Source organism: Nocardia crassostreae (assembly GCF_001613405.1).
Classification (GTDB): Bacteria; Actinomycetota; Actinomycetes; order Mycobacteriales; family Mycobacteriaceae; genus Nocardia; species Nocardia crassostreae.
This window is the reverse complement of the sequence record NZ_BDCH01000017.1, coordinates 353,438-371,395: the sequence shown is the minus strand read 5'-3', so window position 1 is coordinate 371,395 and position 17,958 is coordinate 353,438. Positions and strand designations below refer to the sequence as shown.

The 17,958-nt window shown below is 69.0% G+C and carries 21 protein-coding genes; 12 read left to right on the top strand and 9 right to left on the bottom strand.

Annotation, left to right across the window (positions count from 1 at the left end; all coding sequences use genetic code 11):
- Positions 1-24 precede the first annotated feature (24 nt).
- The 5 genes from NC4_RS44705 to NC4_RS18185 form a co-directional block, all read right to left on the bottom strand.
- Positions 25-252, bottom strand: a complete 228-nt coding sequence (locus tag NC4_RS44705; RefSeq protein WP_369690765.1) for an AMP-binding enzyme — start codon at positions 250-252, stop codon at positions 25-27.
- Positions 168-1,523: an AMP-binding protein gene (locus tag NC4_RS44700; protein ID WP_369690764.1), complete on the bottom strand. Its 1,356-nt coding sequence runs from the start codon at positions 1,521-1,523 to the stop codon at positions 168-170. The genes NC4_RS44705 and NC4_RS44700 overlap by 85 nt, the downstream gene beginning before the upstream one ends.
- Positions 1,524-1,565: 42 nt before the next feature.
- Positions 1,566-2,498, bottom strand: a complete 933-nt coding sequence (locus tag NC4_RS18195) for a 3-hydroxyacyl-CoA dehydrogenase NAD-binding domain-containing protein (RefSeq protein WP_067539576.1) — start codon at positions 2,496-2,498, stop codon at positions 1,566-1,568.
- Positions 2,499-2,636: 138 nt separating this feature from the next.
- A complete protein-coding gene (locus tag NC4_RS18190; protein ID WP_067539573.1) occupies positions 2,637-4,610 on the bottom strand; it encodes an acetoacetate--CoA ligase in 1,974 nt (657 codons plus the stop codon).
- Positions 4,607-5,416: a crotonase/enoyl-CoA hydratase family protein gene (locus tag NC4_RS18185; RefSeq protein WP_067539938.1), complete on the bottom strand. Its 810-nt coding sequence runs from the start codon at positions 5,414-5,416 to the stop codon at positions 4,607-4,609. The genes NC4_RS18190 and NC4_RS18185 overlap by 4 nt, the downstream gene beginning before the upstream one ends.
- 85 nt (positions 5,417-5,501) lie before the next feature.
- Between NC4_RS18185 and NC4_RS18180 the strand changes: the two genes are divergently transcribed.
- The 12 genes from NC4_RS18180 to NC4_RS18125 all read left to right on the top strand — a co-directional run bounded on the left by NC4_RS18180 (position 5,502) and on the right by NC4_RS18125 (position 14,909).
- Entirely contained in the window at positions 5,502-5,951 is a 450-nt protein-coding gene (locus NC4_RS18180; RefSeq protein ID WP_084529302.1) for a MarR family winged helix-turn-helix transcriptional regulator, read from the top strand.
- A gap of 117 nt (positions 5,952-6,068) precedes the next feature.
- Entirely contained in the window at positions 6,069-6,890 is an 822-nt protein-coding gene (locus tag NC4_RS18175) for a CoA transferase subunit A (protein WP_067539567.1), read from the top strand.
- Complete coding sequence (locus NC4_RS18170; RefSeq protein ID WP_067539564.1) at positions 6,887-7,669, top strand: CoA-transferase subunit beta; 783 nt, start codon at positions 6,887-6,889, stop codon at positions 7,667-7,669. The genes NC4_RS18175 and NC4_RS18170 overlap by 4 nt, the downstream gene beginning before the upstream one ends.
- A complete protein-coding gene (locus NC4_RS18165) occupies positions 7,666-8,844 on the top strand; it encodes a thiolase family protein (protein ID WP_067539561.1) in 1,179 nt (392 codons plus the stop codon). The genes NC4_RS18170 and NC4_RS18165 overlap by 4 nt, the downstream gene beginning before the upstream one ends.
- On the top strand, positions 8,841-9,569 hold the full coding sequence (gene pcaH, locus NC4_RS18160; protein ID WP_067539559.1) for a protocatechuate 3,4-dioxygenase subunit beta: 729 nt from the start codon (positions 8,841-8,843) through the stop codon (positions 9,567-9,569). The genes NC4_RS18165 and pcaH overlap by 4 nt, the downstream gene beginning before the upstream one ends.
- The gene (gene pcaG / locus NC4_RS18155; RefSeq protein ID WP_067539556.1) at positions 9,562-10,125 is read left to right on the top strand and encodes a protocatechuate 3,4-dioxygenase subunit alpha; all 564 of its coding nucleotides are present in this window, start codon (positions 9,562-9,564) and stop codon (positions 10,123-10,125) included. The genes pcaH and pcaG overlap by 8 nt, the downstream gene beginning before the upstream one ends.
- On the top strand, positions 10,118-11,467 hold the full coding sequence (pcaB, locus tag NC4_RS18150) for a 3-carboxy-cis,cis-muconate cycloisomerase (RefSeq protein WP_067539553.1): 1,350 nt from the start codon (positions 10,118-10,120) through the stop codon (positions 11,465-11,467). Before pcaG ends, pcaB begins: the two co-directional genes overlap by 8 nt.
- Positions 11,468-11,482: 15 nt before the next feature.
- Complete coding sequence (locus NC4_RS40300; RefSeq protein ID WP_369690763.1) at positions 11,483-12,235, top strand: alpha/beta fold hydrolase; 753 nt, start codon at positions 11,483-11,485, stop codon at positions 12,233-12,235.
- Positions 12,232-12,630, top strand: a complete 399-nt coding sequence (gene pcaC / locus NC4_RS40295) for a 4-carboxymuconolactone decarboxylase (protein WP_245721755.1) — start codon at positions 12,232-12,234, stop codon at positions 12,628-12,630. Before NC4_RS40300 ends, pcaC begins: the two co-directional genes overlap by 4 nt.
- Positions 12,627-13,448 (top strand): IclR family transcriptional regulator domain-containing protein, encoded by an 822-nt coding sequence (locus NC4_RS18135; protein WP_067539550.1) that lies wholly within the window; start codon positions 12,627-12,629, stop codon positions 13,446-13,448. Before pcaC ends, NC4_RS18135 begins: the two co-directional genes overlap by 4 nt.
- 65 nt (positions 13,449-13,513) lie before the next feature.
- Entirely contained in the window at positions 13,514-14,530 is a 1,017-nt protein-coding gene (locus NC4_RS18130; RefSeq protein WP_439957523.1) for an LLM class flavin-dependent oxidoreductase, read from the top strand.
- On the top strand, positions 14,520-14,909 hold the full coding sequence (locus tag NC4_RS18125; protein ID WP_067539544.1) for a DUF1801 domain-containing protein: 390 nt from the start codon (positions 14,520-14,522) through the stop codon (positions 14,907-14,909). Before NC4_RS18130 ends, NC4_RS18125 begins: the two co-directional genes overlap by 11 nt.
- A gap of 17 nt (positions 14,910-14,926) precedes the next feature.
- Here NC4_RS18125 and NC4_RS18120 read toward each other — a convergent pair whose 3' ends face one another.
- The 4 genes from NC4_RS18120 to NC4_RS18105 are packed head-to-tail and all read right to left on the bottom strand — an operon-like array spanning position 14,927 to position 17,918.
- The gene (locus tag NC4_RS18120) at positions 14,927-15,754 is read right to left on the bottom strand and encodes a MerR family transcriptional regulator (protein ID WP_067539933.1); all 828 of its coding nucleotides are present in this window, start codon (positions 15,752-15,754) and stop codon (positions 14,927-14,929) included.
- 41 nt (positions 15,755-15,795) lie between these two features.
- Positions 15,796-16,305 (bottom strand): VOC family protein, encoded by a 510-nt coding sequence (locus NC4_RS18115; protein ID WP_067539541.1) that lies wholly within the window; start codon positions 16,303-16,305, stop codon positions 15,796-15,798.
- Between the two features lie 53 nt (positions 16,306-16,358).
- Positions 16,359-17,156: a HugZ family pyridoxamine 5'-phosphate oxidase gene (locus tag NC4_RS18110; protein ID WP_067539538.1), complete on the bottom strand. Its 798-nt coding sequence runs from the start codon at positions 17,154-17,156 to the stop codon at positions 16,359-16,361.
- A gap of 42 nt (positions 17,157-17,198) precedes the next feature.
- Positions 17,199-17,918 carry a S1 family peptidase gene (locus NC4_RS18105; RefSeq protein WP_067539535.1) on the bottom strand — a complete coding sequence of 240 codons (720 nt, stop codon included), beginning with the start codon at positions 17,916-17,918 and terminating at the stop codon, positions 17,199-17,201.
- Positions 17,919-17,958: the final 40 nt, after the last annotated feature.

Genomic DNA, 17,958 nt, shown 5'->3' with positions numbered 1-17,958 from the left:
CGACATCGATCTTGCATTCGTACTTCACGGGGTCTCCTCGTCCACCGCACCGTGCAGTTCACGAATGCGGGCCTTGATCAGCTTTCCGGCGGCGTTGTGCGCCAATTCGTCCACGAACACAACGGATTTCGGGATCTTGTAGCGGGCGATACGGGTATCCAGGAAGGTCAGCAGCTCGGCCTCGGTGAGCGTCGCGCCGGGGCGCGGCACCACGACGGCGCGGCCGACCTCGCCCCAGACCGGATCGGGCACGCCGATGACCGCGCATTCGGCGACGGCCGCGTGGGCGTAGATGGCCTGCTCCACCTCGGCGGGATAGACGTTCTCACCGCCGGAGATGAACATGTCCTTGAGCCGGTCGACGATATGGAGGTAGCCGTCGTCGTCGCGGCGGCCCAGATCGCCGGTGTGCAGCCAGTGCCCGTCCTCGAATGCGGCGGCGGTCGCGTCGGGCCGATTCCAGTAGCCGGGGCTGACATTCGGGCCCTGGACCAGGATTTCGCCGGAGTCCCCGGAGTCCCCGGAGTCCCCGGCCAGGCGGACGTCGGTGAAGAAGCAAGGCGTGCCCGCGGAACCCAGTTTCGCGCCGTCCGCTCCCGGATCGGCGGCCCGCAGCATGGTGACGCCTCGGTGAGGCCGTAGCCCTGGATGATGGTCAGCCCGCGTGCCCGGTAGGTCTCCAGCAGTGCGACCGGAATCGGTGCGCCGCCGCTGAGAGCATTGCGCAGCGAGGACAGATCGGCGGTGTCGAATCCTGGTGTGAGCGCCAGCGACTGATACATCGAGGTGACACCGAAAAGCATGGTGACGCGGTCGTTTTCGATGAGCCGCAAGGCGCGCGCAGGATCCCATTTAGCCTCGATGAGCGCGGTGCCGCCCTTGAGCAGCACGGGGAACAGCACTTGATTGAGCGCCGCGGTGTGGAACAGGGGAGCGGTGACCAGCGCGATCTCGGTACCGCGAACGTCCATGTCCACCAGCAGGTTGTAGACGTTCCAGGTGATATTGCCGTGGATGAGCATGACGCCCTTGGGCCGCCCGGTGGTGCCGGAGGTGTACTGGACCATGAACAGGTCGTCGAGCGAGATCGGCTCGTCGATCGCTGTGCCGGAACCGGATTCGCGCACCTCGTCGACCGCGACCGGGTCCAGGCCGAGCGCCCGTACCTCGTCGGAGCCGAGTACGGAATCGAAACCCTGATCGGCGATCAGCAGTCGCGGCCCGCAATCCGCGAGAATGAACGCCGTCTCCGGTGCGGCCAGCCGGGTATTCAACGGCACCAGCACCGCCCCCAATTTGGCCACCGCGAACATGGTTTCGACGAACGCCACCGAATTCCAGCCCAGATAGGCCACCCGATCCCCGCGTTCGACCCCGCGCCCGCGCAGCCCGTGCGCCAGCCGCACGGCCCGCTCGTCCAGCTCCCGGTAGCTCGTCGCCACCCCGTCCTGGACGAGGGCCGCCCGATTCGGCGTCATCCGGGCGCGACGGGTGGTCCAGGAACCCATTCCCTGGTCGTTCATCGATGTCTCCAAACTTCGCTGTCTGCCAACGTCTCGGACATATCAGCCGAGCCCATGGCGGTCCTTGAGCGACAACAGGTCTCGCAGGGCACGATCTCGGCGATCCGGCAACTCATCGGCCGCGATATCGCCGAGCTCCTCGGCGACGCCGGTCACCAGGCTTTCCATCAGTTCGGAAGTGAGTTTGGGCGAACCCAGATCGGCCCACCAGTCGACCATCGGGGGCCCGAGATGCTCGAGCACATGCCCCAGCCCGCCCGGTCCTCCGGACAGGTGTTGAGTCGCGAACGGCCCCAGCAGCGCCCACCGCAATCCCGGCCCTGCGGATATGGCGGTATCGATATCGGCCACCGACACTACGCCCTGCTCCACCAGGTAATACGCTTCCCGCCACAGCGCCGCTTGCAACCGATTCGCCACATGCCCGGGCAACTCCCGTCGAATATGCACCGGCTCTTTGCCCCAATGCCGCATGACCGCCATGGCAGTCGCGATTGCCGCCGCCGAAGTCTGCTCGCCCCCGACGATCTCCACCAGCGGCACCAGATGCGGCGGATTGAACGGATGCGCCACGAGCACCCGCTCCGGATACCGGCACACCCCCTGAAAACTGCTCGGCGCCAGCCCGGATGAACTACTGGCGAGAAGGACGTCCGGCCGCGCGGCAGCATCCAGCACCGCGAAGATCTCCCGCTTCACCACCAGCCGCTCCGGCCCGTTCTCCAACACCAGATCGGCCGCAGCCGCCGCCTCGGCCGGATCCGCCGTGAAGTGCAGTCGACCCCGCCAGTCCGCCACCGCGCCGAGTTCTGCCAACCGTGCGCCCACCGCATCGGGCAACGACTCCAGGGCTCCGCGAGCGGGATCCGTAGCGATCACGGTCAGCCCACGCGCCAAAACGAGCGCCGCCCAACTCGCGCCGATCGACCCCGCGCCGACAATGGCCACGGTGCCTATATCGTCGGCGTCAATCATTTCGCGACCGCCTTCCGTGCTGGTGCTCAGTGATATCCGCCGAGGCGAGGGTGCCGATGCAGTGCCGGATGGGCGGTGCGTCCGGCTGCTTGCGGGTGTGGTCCGGCTGGGCCGGGAGGGTGAATGCCTGCGGAGCGCTCATTGCGGGGCCGCCCGATATTCGGCGGCGAGTTCGACGAAGGCATGCAGGGAGGTGGGGTCGGAGAGGGCGTCGGGGCTGGTGACGGCTTCCGGTGGGGCGCCGAGGAGAATTCTCTTGGCGGGGAGTTCGAGTTTCTTGCCGGTGAGATTGCGTGGCACCACGGGGATTCGGTGGACTTCGTCGGGAATGTGGCGGGGGGACAACGAGGTGCGCAGGACGCGAGTGATCGTTGTGCGCAGGGGTGTGTCCAGTTCCGTGCCGGGGTCCAGACTGACGAAGAGGAGGAGTCGGCCGTTGCCGCCGTCGCGGTCTTCGAGGTGGACGACGAGGCTGTCGGAGATGCCGTCGATTTCCTCGACCACGCGGTAGAACTCGGCGGTGCCGAGGCGGACGCCGCCGCGGTTCAGGGTGGCGTCCGAGCGGCCCGCCACGTGGCAACTGCCATTGTCGTCGAAGCGGATCCAGTCGCCGTGGCGCCAGATGCCGGGCCAGCGGTCGAAGTAGGTGGAGCGCAGGCGGGTGTCGTCGGGGTCGTTCCAGAAGGCGACCGGCATGGAGGGCATGGGGGAGGTGATGACGAGTTCGCCGAGTGCCCCTGTGATGGGGCCGCCGGATTCGTCGAAGGCGTGGGCGTCCACGCCGAGACAGCGGCCGGAGATCTCACCGGCCCGGACCGGGAGTAGCGGGTTGTTCTGGACCAGGCCCGAGCAGACGTCGGTGCCGCCGCTGCCGACGTTCAGGTGGACCCGGGGACCGAACTGATCGCGGATCCAGGCGTAGCCCTCGGGTGGCAAAGGCGCTCCGGCGGAGCCGATTACGCGGAGTGGGAGGTCGAGTTCACCCGGTTGGAGTCCGGCCTTGCGGGAGGCCATGACGAAGCCGGGGCTCGCGCCCATGATGGTGGCCCGGGTCCGCTCGGCGAGACGCCATTGCCAGCCGACATCTGGGAACATCGGGTTGCCGTCGATCATGACGATGGACGAGCGGGTGAGGAGGCCGGAGACGAGGGCGTTCCACATCATCCAGGCGGTGGTGGTGAACCACAGCATGCGGTCTTGCGGGCCCATGTCCCAGGACAGGGTGTGGTTCTTCAAGTGCTCCAGCAGGATTCCGCCGTGGCCGTGCACGATGGCCTTGGGCTTGCCCGTGGTTCCGGAGGAGAACAGCACGAACAGCGGGTGGTCGAAGGGCACCGGGAGGAATTCCGGGGCTCCGCCGGGGGCGGCCGACAGGAGGGCGGGCCAGTCGAGGGCATCGTCGACACGCCATGCGCCGTACCAGATATCGGCCACGTGCCGCACGCTGGGCAGTTCTGCTCGGATCTCGGCGATCTGGGAGCGGCGGTCGATCTCCTTGTCGCCGTAGCTGTATCCGCCCGCGACCAGCAGGACCGCCGGTTCCAGCTGGGCGAAGCGGTCGATCACGCTGCGCGGTCCGAACTCCGGGGCGCAGCTCGCCCAGATCGCGCCGAGACTGGCCGTCGCGAGGAAGGCGATCAGGGTTTCGGGCGCGTTCGGCAGGTATCCGGCGACACGGTCGCCCGGGCCGACGCCGAGGCTCGCCAGCACGGCGCGCGCTCGCGCGACCTGGTCGCGCAGCTGCCCGAAGGTCAGCTCTACATCGGGTCGGGTCTGTGAAACACCCAGCACCGCAGTGCGATCGGAGTCCGCATCGAGACCCATGGCGTGCTCGGCGTAGTTGAGCAGCGCGCCCGGAAACCACCGTGTGCCCGGCATGACTCGTTCGGCGAGCACGTTGCGGTACGGCGCATGGCTGATCACCCCGCCGAATTCCCAGATGGCGGACCAGAATCCGTCGAGATCGGTCACCGACCACCGCCACAGGTCCTCGTGGCCGCCGAACTGCAGCCCGCGCTGCTCGCGCAGCCACCCGAGGAACTGCCCGACCCGGCTGTTGTCAAGCACATCGGCCGGTGGCGTCCAGACGATCTCACCCTGTTCGATACTCATGCGGGCTCCCCGGTCACCTTGGCCGCGCGCCCGGTGAGGAAATCGCCCATGCGCACCTTGGCGTCGTCGCTGCCCGAGGCAATGGCCGCCATGAGCGATTCCATGAGATATCCATCGCGCGGATTGGACTCCGCGATGCGCGGCAAGGCTTGCAGCACCGCGTAATTCGTCTGCGGCGCATTGGCGGCCATGCGCTCGGCGAGTTCGAGCGCCTTGTCGAAACCGTTCCCGGACGGCACCACATACTGCGAGAGGCCGATGGTCGCGCCCTCGTGCGCGTTGTAGGTCCGCCCGGTCAGCATCATGTCCGTCATTCGCGCCACGCCGATGAGCCGGGGGATCCGCACCGAACCCCCACCGCCGACGAACAATCCGCGTATGCCCTCCGGCAGGGCGTAGAACGTGGACTCCTCGGCCACCCGGATATGCGCGGCCGCGGCCAATTCCAGACCGCCGCCCACCACCGCGCCCTGGAGTGCCGCTACCACGGGCACGCGCCCGTTCTCGATGACCTCGAACACCCGATGCCACATGCGCGAATGCGCGACCGAGTCCAGGGTGTCCCGCTCCGTCATCTCCGCCAGATCCAGTCCGGCGCAGAAATGTTCGCCCTCGGCCGCCACCACTGCGGCGCGCACCTCCGGCCCCAGCGAGGTGAAGAACCGCTCGATGCCGAGGACGGTGTCGTCACTGAGCGCATTGCGTTTGTGTGGCCTGGCCAGCGTCAATACCGCCACGCCGCCCCTCGTTTCGGCGCGCAGGGTATCGGGCAGGGTGACGGCGGAGAGCGGTCGAGGCGGGTTCAACAAATCCTCCGGAGCAGCAGATCATCAGGTTTACTGATAATGCATCAGGTTTCCTGACTATGCAAGATCCTGCTTGAATGGCCGGGTGACCGATTCCGACGATCCGGCCCCCGCCTCGCTGCTCTACCTGATCAAGCGCCTCGAGCTGGCCAATCGCGCACAGCTGGACGCCCTGCTCAAGCCGTCGGGTGTGACGGCCCTGCAGTACACCGCCCTGACCGTGCTGGAACGGCGGCCCACCATGTCCTCGGCCGATCTGGCGCGGGCCTCCTTCGTGCGGGCGCAATCGACCTCGGATCTGATCGGCGCGCTGGAGCGGCGCGGGCTCATCGAGCGCGCCGTCGATCCGGCCAATCGGCGGCGGCTGCTCATCAGCCTCACCGAGGAGGGCCGAAAGTTCTTGGCGCGGTACAACCCTCGCGTCGCGGAAATGGAAGAGCGGATGGTCGCCGAGCTGAGCGCGCAGCAGCGCCGGGACTTCCGTGACTTTCTCGTCACGAGCCGCCGGGCGCTGAGCAAGGACTCCGACGCCTGAGCGCGGCCGCACGCTGAAACCGGCCCCGCGGGTCTTGAGCCGCTGCCGCCTGCGCGTTAGTGTGTGCGTATAGCGACCATGTATGCGTATCGCACACAAATGCACTAGGGAGTGAGTATGGCCAGGATTCTGTCCTTGGCTGCGGCGGTCGCCGAACTCGTCCACGACGGCGACACCGTCGCCTTGGAAGGGTTCACCCATCTGATTCCGGTGGCCGCCGGGCAGGAGATCATTCGACAGCGCCGCCGCGAGCTGACGCTGGTGCGCATGACCCCGGACATCGTGTACGACCAGCTCATCGGCGCGGGCTGCGCGCGCAAACTGGTGTTCTCCTGGGGCGGCAATCCGGGCGTCGGATCCCTGCACCGATTCCGGGACGCGGTGCAGGGGGCCTGGCCCGCGCCGCTGGCCATCGAGGAGCACAGCCATGCTGGCATGGCCAACCGGTATGCGGCGGGCGCGTCCGGACTGCCGTTCGCGGTGCTGCGCGGCTATGCCGGGACCGATCTGCCGACGGTGACCGACACGATCAAGTTCATCGACTGCCCCTTCACCGGCGAGCGGCTGGCGGCGGTGCCCGCCATCAATCCGGATGTCACGATCATTCACGCGCAGCGCGCGGACCGGCAGGGCAATGTGCAGCTCTGGGGACTGCTCGGGGTGCAGAAGGAAGCCGTGCTGGCGGCGCGGCGCAGCCTGGTCACCGTCGAGGAGATCGTCGACGAACTGACCCCCGTACCCGGCGCGATCGTGCTGCCGGGCTGGGCGGTCACCGCCGTCGCCGCTGTTCCCGGCGGCGCGCACCCCTCCTATGCGCAGGGCTACAGCGAACGGGGCAACGCCTACTATGCGGAATGGGACGCGATCAGCCGCGACCGCGACGCCTTCACCGGCTGGCTCGACCGGCACGTCTTCACGACCACCGGGAGCCCGGCATGACACTCACCGATATCGACGCCCCGGCCACCGAGCCGGGCTACACGGCCGACGAGATGATGACCGTGGCGGCCGCGCGAGCGCTGCGCGACGGCCTCCGCTGCTTCGTGGGCATCGGCCTGCCCTCGACCGCGGCCAATCTCGCCCGCACCACGCACGCGCCCGGATTGGTGCTGGTCTACGAATCGGGAACACTGGGCTCGAAACCGGATCGGCTGCCCGCCTCGATCGGTGACGGCATTCTCGCCGAGACCGCCGATGCGGTGATCAGCGTGCCGGAGGTGTTCAACTACTGGCTGCAGCCGGGGCGGATCGATATCGGCTTCCTCGGGGCGGCGCAGATCGACAAGTACGGCAATATCAATACGACCGTCATCGGCGGCGACTACGCGGATCCGGGGGTGCGGCTGCCCGGCGCGGGCGGCGCGCCGGAGATCGCGGCCTCCTGCGGTGAGGTGTTCGTGGTGGTGCGGCAGTCGCGGCGCTCGTTCGTCGACCGGGTCGATTTCGTCACCTCGCTCGGGCACGGGCGGGGCGGGGGCGAGCGGGAGAAGCTCGGAATGCGCGGGGCGGGAACGACTCTGGTGATCACCGATCTCGGGGTCATGCGGCCGGACGCGACCGGCGCACTGGTGCTGGTCGCCGTGCATCCCGGGGTGACGGTGGCGCAGGTGCGGGCGGCCACCGGCTGGGAGCTGCGGGTCGCGCCCGAGTTGTCGTCGACCGAAGCGCCTACGCCCGAGGAACTTTCGACACTGCGCGCATTGCGGGCGGCGTCATGAACAACGCATTTCTCTACGACGGGGTCCGCACGCCCTTCGGCCGCTACGGCGGCGCGCTGAGCGGTGTGCGGCCCGACGATCTGGCCGCGCATGTGCTGCGGGCGCTCGCCGAGCGCACCGGGCTCGATCCGGAGACCGTGGACGAGGTGGTGTTCGGGGCGGCCAATCAAGCGGGGGAGGACAATCGGAATGTGGCGCGCATGGCCGCGCTGCTGGCGGGCTGGCCCACCACCGTGCCCGGAACCACCGTGAACCGCCTGTGCGGCTCGAGTCTGGATGCCGTCGTCCACGCCGCCCGGATGATCGAAACCGGGTATGCGGCAACGGTTGTCGTGGTCGGTGTGGAGTCGATGAGCCGAGCGCCCTGGGTGATGTCCAAGCTCGCCAAAGGTTTTCCGGCCGGGAGTGAGACGCTGCACTCCACCACGCTGGGCTGGCGGCTGGTGAATCCGGCCATGCCCGGGCGGTGGACGGTCGCACTGGGTGAGGGCACCGAGATCCTGGCGGGGCGCTACGGCATCCATCGCGCGGCGCAGGACGAATTCGCCTCGCGCAGTCATCAATTGACAGCCAAGGCGTGGGACTGCGGGTTCTACGACGATCACGTCGTCACCGTGCCCGGCACCGATCTGGCCCGCGACGAATCGCTACGACCGGATACCACCGTCGAGATGCTGGCGCGGCTGAAGCCGTCGTTCCGCGGCAACGGCACCGTCACCGCGGGCAATGCCTCGCCGCTCAACGACGGTGCGTCGGCGCTGCTGCTGGGTGACGAAACCCTCGCCGACCGTATCGGTTTCGCTCCGCTGGCGCGTATCGCCGGGCGCGGTGCTGCGGGTGTGGATCCGGACGCCTTCGGCATCGGGCCCGTCGAGGCGGCGCGAACCGCTTTGCGGCGGGCGGGAATCGGCTGGGAGGACCTGGGTGTCGTCGAGCTGAACGAGGCCTTCGCCGCCCAGGCGCTGGCCTGTCTGTTCGAGTGGCCCGCGCTGGATCCGGCCATTGTCAATGTGAACGGCGGAGCCATTGCCATTGGGCATCCGCTCGGGGCGTCCGGCGGCCGCCTCGTCAATCAGCTGGCCCGCGAGATGCGGCGCAGCGGCAGCCGCTGGGGGCTGGCCGCGCTGTGCATCGGCGTCGGCCAGGGCCTTGCCGTCGTCCTGGAGGCACAGTGAAAATCGTTACCGGCCAGCAGCTTCCGATCTACCGCCCGGACGGGACGGGGACGCATCCGCCGCTGGACTTCCCGGACTACAAGTCGACGGCGCTGCGGCATCCCACGGAGCCACTGGTGCTGCTGCCGCACACGCTGACCGAGATCACCGGACCGGTGCTGGGCGAGGGCCTGGTCCGCCCCGGCGATCACGACCTCACCTTCCAGCATCGCGGTGATCCGATCGGGCAGAAGATCCTGGTCTTCGGCCGTCTGCTCGACGGTGACGGCCGATCCATTCCGCATTCGCTCATCGAGATCTGGCAGGCCAATGCGGCGGGCCGCTACCGCCATATCGGCGACCGCTGGGACGCGCCCCTCGATCCCCATTTCGACGGCGTCGGCCGCACACTCACCGACAAACAGGGCCGCTACGAATTCGTCACCGTCAAACCCGGCGCCTACCCGTGGGGCAATCACCACAATGCCTGGCGCCCGGCCCATATCCACTTCTCGGTATTCGGCCGCGCCTTCACCCAGCGCCTCGTCACCCAGATGTACTTTCCCGACGATCCGCTGTTCGGTCAGGATCCCATCTACAACTCCGTCCCGGAAGCCGCACGCGCCCGGCTGATTTCGCGCTTCAGCCTGGAACGCACCAAGCCGAACTGGGCACTGGCCTTCGAATTCGACATTGTGGTGCGCGGCCGCGCCGCCACCCCGTTCGAGGAGCCGCACGATGACTGAGACCCGATTGCCCGGCACGCCCTCGCAGACCGTCGGCCCCTACCTGCACATCGGATTGGACTGGGTGATCGACGGACGCCTGGTCGTCCCCGAGGGCACACCCGGCGGCTTCTGGATCCGCGGAGAGGTGCTCGACGGACTCGGCGAACCCATCTCCGACGCCATGATCGAGACCTGGCAGGCCGATCCGGACGGGCGCTTCGACCACCCGGACGATCCGCGCGGGCGGGTGCACGGCTGGCGCGGCTTCGGGCGCAGCGATACCCGCCTCGGTGAATTCGCCATCCACACGGTGCATCCCGGTGTGGTCCCGGACCGCGACGGCCGTTCCCAGGCACCGCACATCGATGTCTCGGTCTTCGCCCGCGGCATGTTGCACCGCGTGGTCACCCGCCTCTACTTCCCGGAGCACGCCGACCGCCACGCGACCGATCCGGTGCTGAGATCGGCACCCCCGCACCGCCGTTCGACGCTGGTCGCCGACCCTGCACCCGGCGGTTACCGCTTCGACATTCGCATTCAAGGCGAGCGTGAAACGGTGTTCTTCGATGTCTGAGGGTTTGTTCGACGGCGTGCTCGCGGCCGGTCCGGTCGCCGAGCGGGTGAGCGACCGCGCCTGGGTGCAAGCCATGCTCGACTTCGAAGGCGCGCTGGCGGCGGCCGAGGCGGAGGCCGGTGTCATCCCCGAGACGGCGGCGCGCGTCATCGAAAGCCAGTGCGACGCTGATTCGTACGATATCGCCGCACTCGGCGCAGGGGCCGTCGCCATCGGCAATCCCGCGGGCCCGCTGGTGCGCTCCCTGACCGCGCGCGTCGAGCCGGATGCGGCCGGGTACGTCCACCTCGGAGCCACCAGCCAGGATGTCCTCGATACCGCCGCCATGCTGGTCACCGCCCGCGCACTCACCGCCTTGGCAGCCGATCTGCGCGCCTGCGGCGACCGGCTCGCCGAACTCGCCGAAACCCATGCGCGCACCGTGCAAGCCGGGCGCAGCCTGCTCCAGCAAGCGCCCCCGATCACCTTCGGGCTCACGGCCGCGGGCTGGCTCACCGGCATGGCCGCGGCGCTGGACCGCCTCGATGCTCTCCGCCCGCGCCTGGCCATCCAATTCGGCGGCGCCGTAGGCACTCTGGCCGCCCTGGGCGACAGGGGACTCGACGTACGCGCCGCCCTCGCCCACCGCCTCGAACTGGCGGAACCCACCCTGGCCTGGCATATCGAACGCAGCCGCATCGCCGAGGTCGCCGCGACCCTCGGTCAAACCTGCGCCGCCGTCGCCAAGATCGCCCGCGATATCACCCTGCTCGCGCAAACCGAGGTCGGCGAGGTCCTCGAACAAGGCCCGCCCGGCACCGGCGGCTCATCCACCATGCCGCACAAGCGAAACCGGGTCGCGGCGGTCCTCGCCGCCGGATCGGCGGGCCAGGCTCCCGGCCTGGTCGCCGCCCTGCTCGCCGCCGCCCCCCACGACTACCAGCGCGCCGCAGGCTCCTGGCACGCCGAATGGCGTCCCTACACCGAACTCCTGCGCACCACCGGCTCCGCGGCCCACTGGCTGCGCACCTCCCTCAACCGCCTACGCGTCGACCCGGACCGCATGCGCGCCAACCTGGACCTGACCGGCGGCCTGCTCCTCGCGGAAAACATTGCCGTCGAACTGGTCTCGGCCTCCCACGGCGAACTCGGCCGCCAGGCGGCCGCCGACGCCGTATCCGCCTGCTGCGCAACCCGAGGAGCGACGGACGATCTCGGGACTCGGCTGGCCGCGGATCCGGCGATCGGGAAGTACCTGACCCTGGAGCGGATTCGGGAGTTGCTCGAACCGGAGCGGTATCTCGGCGTGACGGCGGAGCTCGTCGCGGGAGTACTTCGGAATTGGAAGGCGGTGGAGCTGTGAGTGTTGCGGTCAGCTATGCGGCTGAGGGTGTGGAGGATGGGCCCATCGTGGTGCTCAGCGGGTCCATTGGCAGTGATGGGCGAATGTGGGGGGGCGCAGGTGGGGCCGTTGGTGGCGGCGGGGTATCGGGTGATTCGGATGGATCATCGGGGGAATGGGGGGTCGGCGGTGCCCGAGGGACCGTACACGCTGGCGGATTTGGGTGGGGACGCGCTCGGATTGCTGGATCGGCTGGGGGTCGAGCGGGCGCATTGGGTGGGGCTGTCGCTGGGCGGGATGGTGGGGATGTGGTTGGGGGAGAACGCGTCGGAGCGATTGCGGTCGTTGACGTTGTGTTGTACGTCGGCCGAGTTGCCGCCGGTGAATTGGGCCGAGCGGGCGCGGGCGGTGCGGGCCAATGGGATGGGGTGGCTGGCGGAGACGTCGATGAATCGGTGGTTCACCCCGGACTGGCAGCGCGACCATCCCGACGAGGTGCGGTTCTTCCAGGAGATGGTCGGTGCTCAACCCGTGGAGGGGTATGTGGCCTGTTGCGGCGCAATCGAAACCATGGATATCGCGGCGGGGCTGGGTGCGATCACGACGCCCACGCTGGTGATCTCCGGGGCGGACGATCCGGCGACGACCACCGCGGACGGGCGCAGGATTGCCGCGGGCATTCCGGGGGCGCGGTTCGAAATCGTCGGTCCGGGAGCGCATCTGGCGACCACCGAGGCGGCCGATCAGGTCAATCCGTTGATTCTGCGACATCTGGAGGAGAACTCGTGAGCGATCGCGCGGAGCAGGGGATGCGGGTGCGGCGGGAGGTGCTGGGGGATGTGCACGTGGATCGGGCGGTGGCGCGGACGAGCGACTTCACCCGGCCGTTCCAGGAGTACATCACCGAGGCCGTGTGGGGGTCGATCTGGACGCGTCCGGGGTTGGACAGTCGGACGCGCAGTTGCGTTACGCTGGCCGTGCTCACCGCCCTGGGGCGGCACGAGGAGATCGCCATGCACGTGCGCGCCGCACTGGGCAATGGGCTCACCTCGGAGGAGGTCGCCGAAGTGCTGCTGCACACCGGCGCGTACGTGGGCGTGCCCGCCGCCAATGCCGCCTTCGCGATCGGGCAGCGGGTGCTGTCCGAGATCGCGGCGGAGGGCGCTGGCGAGGAGGGCCGATGACCGGAGACGAGCGCGATGGCGCGGCGGACGACACCGCCCGCGGTGCGCATTACGTGCAGTCGCTGGAGCGGGGGCTCGCGGTCATCACGGCGTTCGGTGCGCACAGCCCGCAGCTGACGCTCGCCGATGTGGCCCGCTCGACCGGGCTCACCCGCGCCGCCTCGCGCCGCTTCCTGCTCACGCTCACCGATCTCGGCTATGTCCGCACCGACGGCAAGCGGTTCTCGCTCACGGCAAAGGTGCTGGAGCTGGGGTACTCCTATCTGTCCAGCATGACCCTGCCCGAGGTGGCGCAGCCGCACCTGGAACAGCTCTCCGCGCAGGTACGCGAGTCCAGCTCGGTCTCGGTGCTGGATGGTTCCGACGTGGTCTATGTCGCGCGTGTCGCGGCCTCGCGGATCATGACCGTGAGCATCAATATCGGCACCCGCTTCCCGGCGTACGCCACCTCCATGGGTCATGTGCTGCTGGCGGGTCTGCCCGCCGCAGCACTCGACGACTATCTGCGCGAGACCAGTCTGGACCGCTTCACCTCGAATACCGTCACCGATCCGGCGGTCCTGCGCGCCGAACTGGAAACCGTGCGCTCCCAGGGCTATTCGATCGTCGACCAGGAATTGGAGGAGGGCCTGCGCTCGGTGGCGGCGCCGGTGCGCGATGCGACCGGCGCGGTGGTGGCCGCGGTGAACATCTCCACCCACGCCACCCGCCGCACCCTCGAGGAGATCCACGCCGATCTGCTCCCGCGGCTGCGCAGCGCCGCGCAGGGCATCGAACGCGATCTCGCCGCCGCCAAACCGATCACCCGGCTGGGCTGAACCGCCCGTCCGGGCCCGCCCGGAATCAACCGCGGGCCGACGCGTTGGCATAGATCATGAGCTCGGTGCTGCGACAGACTCGCTTCTCGATCCTGGACCGTTCGCGCCGCCGACAGGGCCAGACCCATCCTGAGGCCCTGCGCGAGACCGTCGAGTTCGCCCGGCTGGCCGAACGCTGGGGCTACCACCGCTTCTGGGTCTCCGAACACCACAGCGTGCCCGGTGTCTCCGGCTCCGCGCCCACCGTGCTGGCCGCCGCCGTCGCCGCGGCCACCGACCGGATCCGCGTCGGCACCGGCGGCGTCATGCTGCCCAACCATCAGCCGCTGGTGGTGGCCGAACAATTCGGCGTCCTGGAATCGCTCTACCCCGGCCGCATCGATATGGGCTTGGGCCGATCGGTCGGCTTCACCGACGGCGTGCGCCGCGCCCTCGGCCACGACAAACGCGATGCCGAGGACTTCGACGCCCAGCTCGGCGAACTCCAGCAGTACCTGAGCGAAGGGCGGCTGGGCGTGCACGCCTGGCCGGCCGAGGGGCTGCGCATTCCGGCCTTCCTGCTGGCTGTCGGTTCCGGCGCCGAGCGCGCGGCCCGCTTCGGGCTGCCCCTGGTCATCGCCCCGATCGCGGGCGAGACCGCCATGGCCGAGGCAATCGACCAGTACCGCACCAACTTCCAGCCCGGCTACTGGGGCGCGGAGCCCTACGTCGTCGTCTCCGCCTCCGCCGTGATCGCCGATACCGAGGCGCAGGCGCACCGCCTGCTGCTGCCCGAGGCTTGGTCGGCCGCCTACTCCCGCACCCACGGCGAATTCCCGCCCCTGATCTCGCCGGAGGAGATCGAGCGCGAACCCATGGCCGACCGCCAGCGCCGCATATTCGAGGAGTCCCTGCGCGGCCACATCCACGGCACCGAGGCCACGGTCACCGTGGCCCTGGAAGGTCTCGTCACCCGCACCGGCGCGGACGAAATCCTGGTGCACACCAGTACCTTCGACCGGACCGCCCGCCTCGAATCGCATCGCCGCCTGGCGGAGGCCGTCGGACTGGTAACACCGGTAGGGTCCGCTCATGTCCTATGAGGCCGACCCCCGCGTCGACGCCTATATCGACGCGCTACCCGAATGGCAGCAGCGGATCTGCCACGAGGTGCGAGAACTCGTGCACGCCGCCGATCCGGAGGTCGAGGAGACCATCAAACGGACGGTGCAGCCGTATTTCGTCCTCCAAGGCAATATCTGCGCGCTGCTGGCCGCAAAGACGCACGTGAACGTCTTACTCTACGACGGGGCGATCGTCCCCGATCCGGAGGGGATCATTACCGGCGGGCACGACAACAAGACCGCCCGCACGGTGGCGATCAAGGAAGGCGAAAAGCTCAATGCCCCAGCCTTGTCGGCGATGTTCCAGCAGATCATCGGCAACAACCGCGCGGGCGGCTGGCGCAAACTGAAGGGCTGAAAGTCCCACGCGCGCACTCACTCCCAGGTCGCGGTGTCCGGATCGACGCCATGGGCACGGGCATTCGCGGCGATGACGGCGCGGAACCACTCGGTCAGACCGGGTTCCAGGGCGTCGTAATAGTCGGCATAACCGGGCTCGTCGGTGAACATCCTGCCCATGCAGACCTGCATGGCGTGGGTGCAGTCGAAATACTGGGACATCAGGGCGCGATGGCGCTCGGCCAGCGCGTTCGCGGCGGCCGCGCCGGGAACCAGTCCTTCGCGCTTCGCGGCGGCGAGATCGGCGTTTAGGTCCTCGGTGTCGGCCGTCATGCGGGTCCAGTCGGCGAGAGTCCACTCGCCGGTCCGGTCGGCCCACTGCGCCCACTGCGCACTGTCGCCCCAGCGGTGTTCGGCTTCCTCGAGCCAGGACGCCCGCCATTGATCGCCGAATATCTCGACCTGCTGTTCGGGGGTGAGCTGGATGCCCTTGGACGAGACCTCGAGCATGCGGTCCACCGCGCCGACCATGCCCTCCAGCCGGGCAATGCGCTCGACCAGTTCCGAACGCTGGCGGCGCAGGTGCGCACCGGCATCGGCGTCCGGGTCGTCCAGGAGTTCGGTGATGCGGGCCAGGGAAAGGCCGAGCTCGCGATAGACGAGGACGCGATGGATGCGAGCAATGTCCGCGGGGGCGTACATGCGATAGCCCGACCAGGTCCGGCCGCTCGGCCGGACCAAGCCGGTGGTGTCCCAATGGTGCAGGGTGCGCACGCTGATGCCGACGAGCGCGGCCGCGCGGCCCACGGTCAGCGCGTCACCGGTGGGTTCGGGCTGTTCGGGTGCGCGGGAACCGGATGCCATCGGCTCAGTATCGCGCACCGGCCACAGCACCCGGCCACGCGTCACGGCCGGGGGACCTCGATGCCGATCGACCGCAGGAACTCCGCCTCCGCGCCATCGGGATCGATCGGACGCGCCGCGGTCAGCACCACCTGGGCGTTCTCCGGCGTGACGACGGCGAATTCCACCGAGTTCCACGGCTTCAGCTCCGGTTCGCTCGTGCAACCCGGCACGAGTTCCTCACAGCGCGTGCGGATCTCCTCGATCTGGCCGAGCACGCAGGCGAAGCTGATGCTCGCGGCGGGCGCCTCGGCGGGCCGCTCGCCGGGGACGAACAGCACATCCTGGAAGGCCCAGCGGCGCAGGTGGGTCACCTGCTCGGGCACCGAGAACAGATCGATGAAACCGAGTCCGCGCATCCAGAAATCCTTGGTGGCGGCGAAATCGGCGGTCGGGAGGATCGGGAACATGGGCATGCCGTAGAAGCCGCGATAGACCGCGGGGGCCACGGCATCGAGGGCGGGCATGGGGACGGGGCCGAGGTATTCCTTCGTGTCACTGTGTTCGTTCATGACACCGAGCCTCGAGCCTCACGCCGCGTCAGGGTCAAGCCGTATGGCGGAGGTCACGCCTCGCGTGCGCGGTGCGCCAATTGGACCGTCGCGTCCCGCAGTTCGCCGATGCCGTCGATCGGCGCGAAATATCCGACGCGGGTGACGGCGACCCCGCGCGGGGTCTGCACGCGCAGGTCCAGGCCGTAGCGGTCGGCGCGTTCACAGGTCGCGGCGGTCGCGTCGGGATAGCCGCCGAAGGCGTGGGCCATATCGAGCAGGGCGTCGGCGTGGTCCTCGTTGACGTGGGTGACCGCGCGCTGGGCATTCGGAATGATCGGATCCGGGTGCGCCGCCGCATAGTCCGCGGCGGTGGCGGAATCCATGCGCCCGTAGCCGCCGACCCAGCGCACCCGCTCGACGCGCAGCACCCACAGCGTGAAATCGCTGTAGTCGATGTAGTACTTCGCGGCGGGAACGGCCGCCAGATGCGCCTCGCGCGCGGCGTCGGCCGCCTCGCCCTCCGGGCGTTCCATCACACCGGCGAGGGTGACCCGGGCTCCGGCAAGGGGATCCGCCGGTGCGTCGGGCGCCACGATGGCCAGGCTCGCGCGGGGATCATCGAGCAGATTGCGCCCGTGCTCGGCCAGCCGCGAGACGCACAGCACCGGCTGCCCGTCGCTCAGACCGTAGGTGACGAACGACGCCCACGGTGCGCCGTCGCCGGTCAGCGATGCCAGGGTTGCCGTATTCGTGGATGCCGCAACGGTTTTCGCCTCTTCGGCGGGGGTCGGGCGGACCGCGTTGGCCACCGGCGCGAGCGGGGGCGGAGTCGAGGGAGCGTCGCCGGGATCACCGTGGTCGAGAGTCATATCCCGAGGCTACGCGGGCGCCCCGGGATCGGCCCGCCGGGTTCACAGCGGCTGGAATCCGGCTCCCACAATGCCGAGACTGTCGATTTCGGCGAGCACCGAGGTGATCTGATTGGAGATATCCGGTTCGTGAATCGGATTCCCGGGCCCGGTGCACGGCATCTCGGCCGAGCCCTCGGGGCTGAGTCCCGCGTTGATCATGCCGACGAGCTGATCGCCGCGCAGCACCGGTCCGCCGGAGTCGCCGTGATTGGCGCACACCTGGGAGAGGAATTCCTGCGGGTAGGCGTCCCACACCACACCGCAGGTGAATCCGGTGGTGCGGCCGTTCTTACAGACGGTCTCCCAGGGCGCGGCCGGTGCGCCGATACTCGCGACCACCGACGGCCCGACCTGCCGCACCGGCGTCACGCGCGCCGGATCGAGTTGCACGACCGCCCAGTCGTGGCCGACATCCTTGACGGCGACGAATCCTATGGGCCCGCCCTGCGGCGCGGCCTCGGACCACACCGCCACGCCCGCGTCCTCGGCGCAGTGGCCCGCGGTAATGCCGACCAGCTGCCCGGTCCGGTCGTAGCCGACGGCGGTCATGGTGCACAGCACCACCAGATCGGGACTCCCGGTCTGCAAGGCGATTCCCGAACCGCCGCCCACGACCGCTGGCGGATTCGCCTGCGCCGGTGCGGCCGTCGGCCCGGCCGCGATCAGGGCGATGGCCCCGCTCACTGCGATCTTCGTGGCGAAACCTATCGTGAGAACCATGCCCACTCCCTTCGGCCAACGAGCGCGCTGACCCGGGTCA

What these genes read in the sequence shown, in the direction of transcription:
- NC4_RS44700 (WP_369690764.1), bottom strand. Translation starts at nt 1,523, where the DNA reads ATGAACGACCAGGGAATGGGTTCCTGGACCACCCGTCGCGCCCGGATG.
- NC4_RS18195 (WP_067539576.1), bottom strand. Translation starts at nt 2,498, where the DNA reads ATGATTGACGCCGACGATATAGGCACCGTGGCCATTGTCGGCGCGGGG.
- NC4_RS18190 (WP_067539573.1), bottom strand. Translation starts at nt 4,610, where the DNA reads ATGAGTATCGAACAGGGTGAGATCGTCTGGACGCCACCGGCCGATGTG.
- NC4_RS18175 (WP_067539567.1), top strand. Translation starts at nt 6,069, where the DNA reads ATGGCCAGGATTCTGTCCTTGGCTGCGGCGGTCGCCGAACTCGTCCAC.
- NC4_RS18170 (WP_067539564.1), top strand. Translation starts at nt 6,887, where the DNA reads ATGACACTCACCGATATCGACGCCCCGGCCACCGAGCCGGGCTACACG.
- NC4_RS18165 (WP_067539561.1), top strand. Translation starts at nt 7,666, where the DNA reads ATGAACAACGCATTTCTCTACGACGGGGTCCGCACGCCCTTCGGCCGC.
- pcaG (WP_067539556.1), top strand. Translation starts at nt 9,562, where the DNA reads ATGACTGAGACCCGATTGCCCGGCACGCCCTCGCAGACCGTCGGCCCC.
- pcaB (WP_067539553.1), top strand. Translation starts at nt 10,118, where the DNA reads ATGTCTGAGGGTTTGTTCGACGGCGTGCTCGCGGCCGGTCCGGTCGCC.
- NC4_RS40300 (WP_369690763.1), top strand. Translation starts at nt 11,483, where the DNA reads ATGCGGCTGAGGGTGTGGAGGATGGGCCCATCGTGGTGCTCAGCGGGT.
- NC4_RS18135 (WP_067539550.1), top strand. Translation starts at nt 12,627, where the DNA reads ATGACCGGAGACGAGCGCGATGGCGCGGCGGACGACACCGCCCGCGGT.
- NC4_RS18125 (WP_067539544.1), top strand. Translation starts at nt 14,520, where the DNA reads ATGTCCTATGAGGCCGACCCCCGCGTCGACGCCTATATCGACGCGCTA.
- NC4_RS18120 (WP_067539933.1), bottom strand. Translation starts at nt 15,754, where the DNA reads ATGGCATCCGGTTCCCGCGCACCCGAACAGCCCGAACCCACCGGTGAC.
- NC4_RS18115 (WP_067539541.1), bottom strand. Translation starts at nt 16,305, where the DNA reads ATGAACGAACACAGTGACACGAAGGAATACCTCGGCCCCGTCCCCATG.
- NC4_RS18110 (WP_067539538.1), bottom strand. Translation starts at nt 17,156, where the DNA reads ATGACTCTCGACCACGGTGATCCCGGCGACGCTCCCTCGACTCCGCCC.
- NC4_RS18105 (WP_067539535.1), bottom strand. Translation starts at nt 17,918, where the DNA reads ATGGTTCTCACGATAGGTTTCGCCACGAAGATCGCAGTGAGCGGGGCC.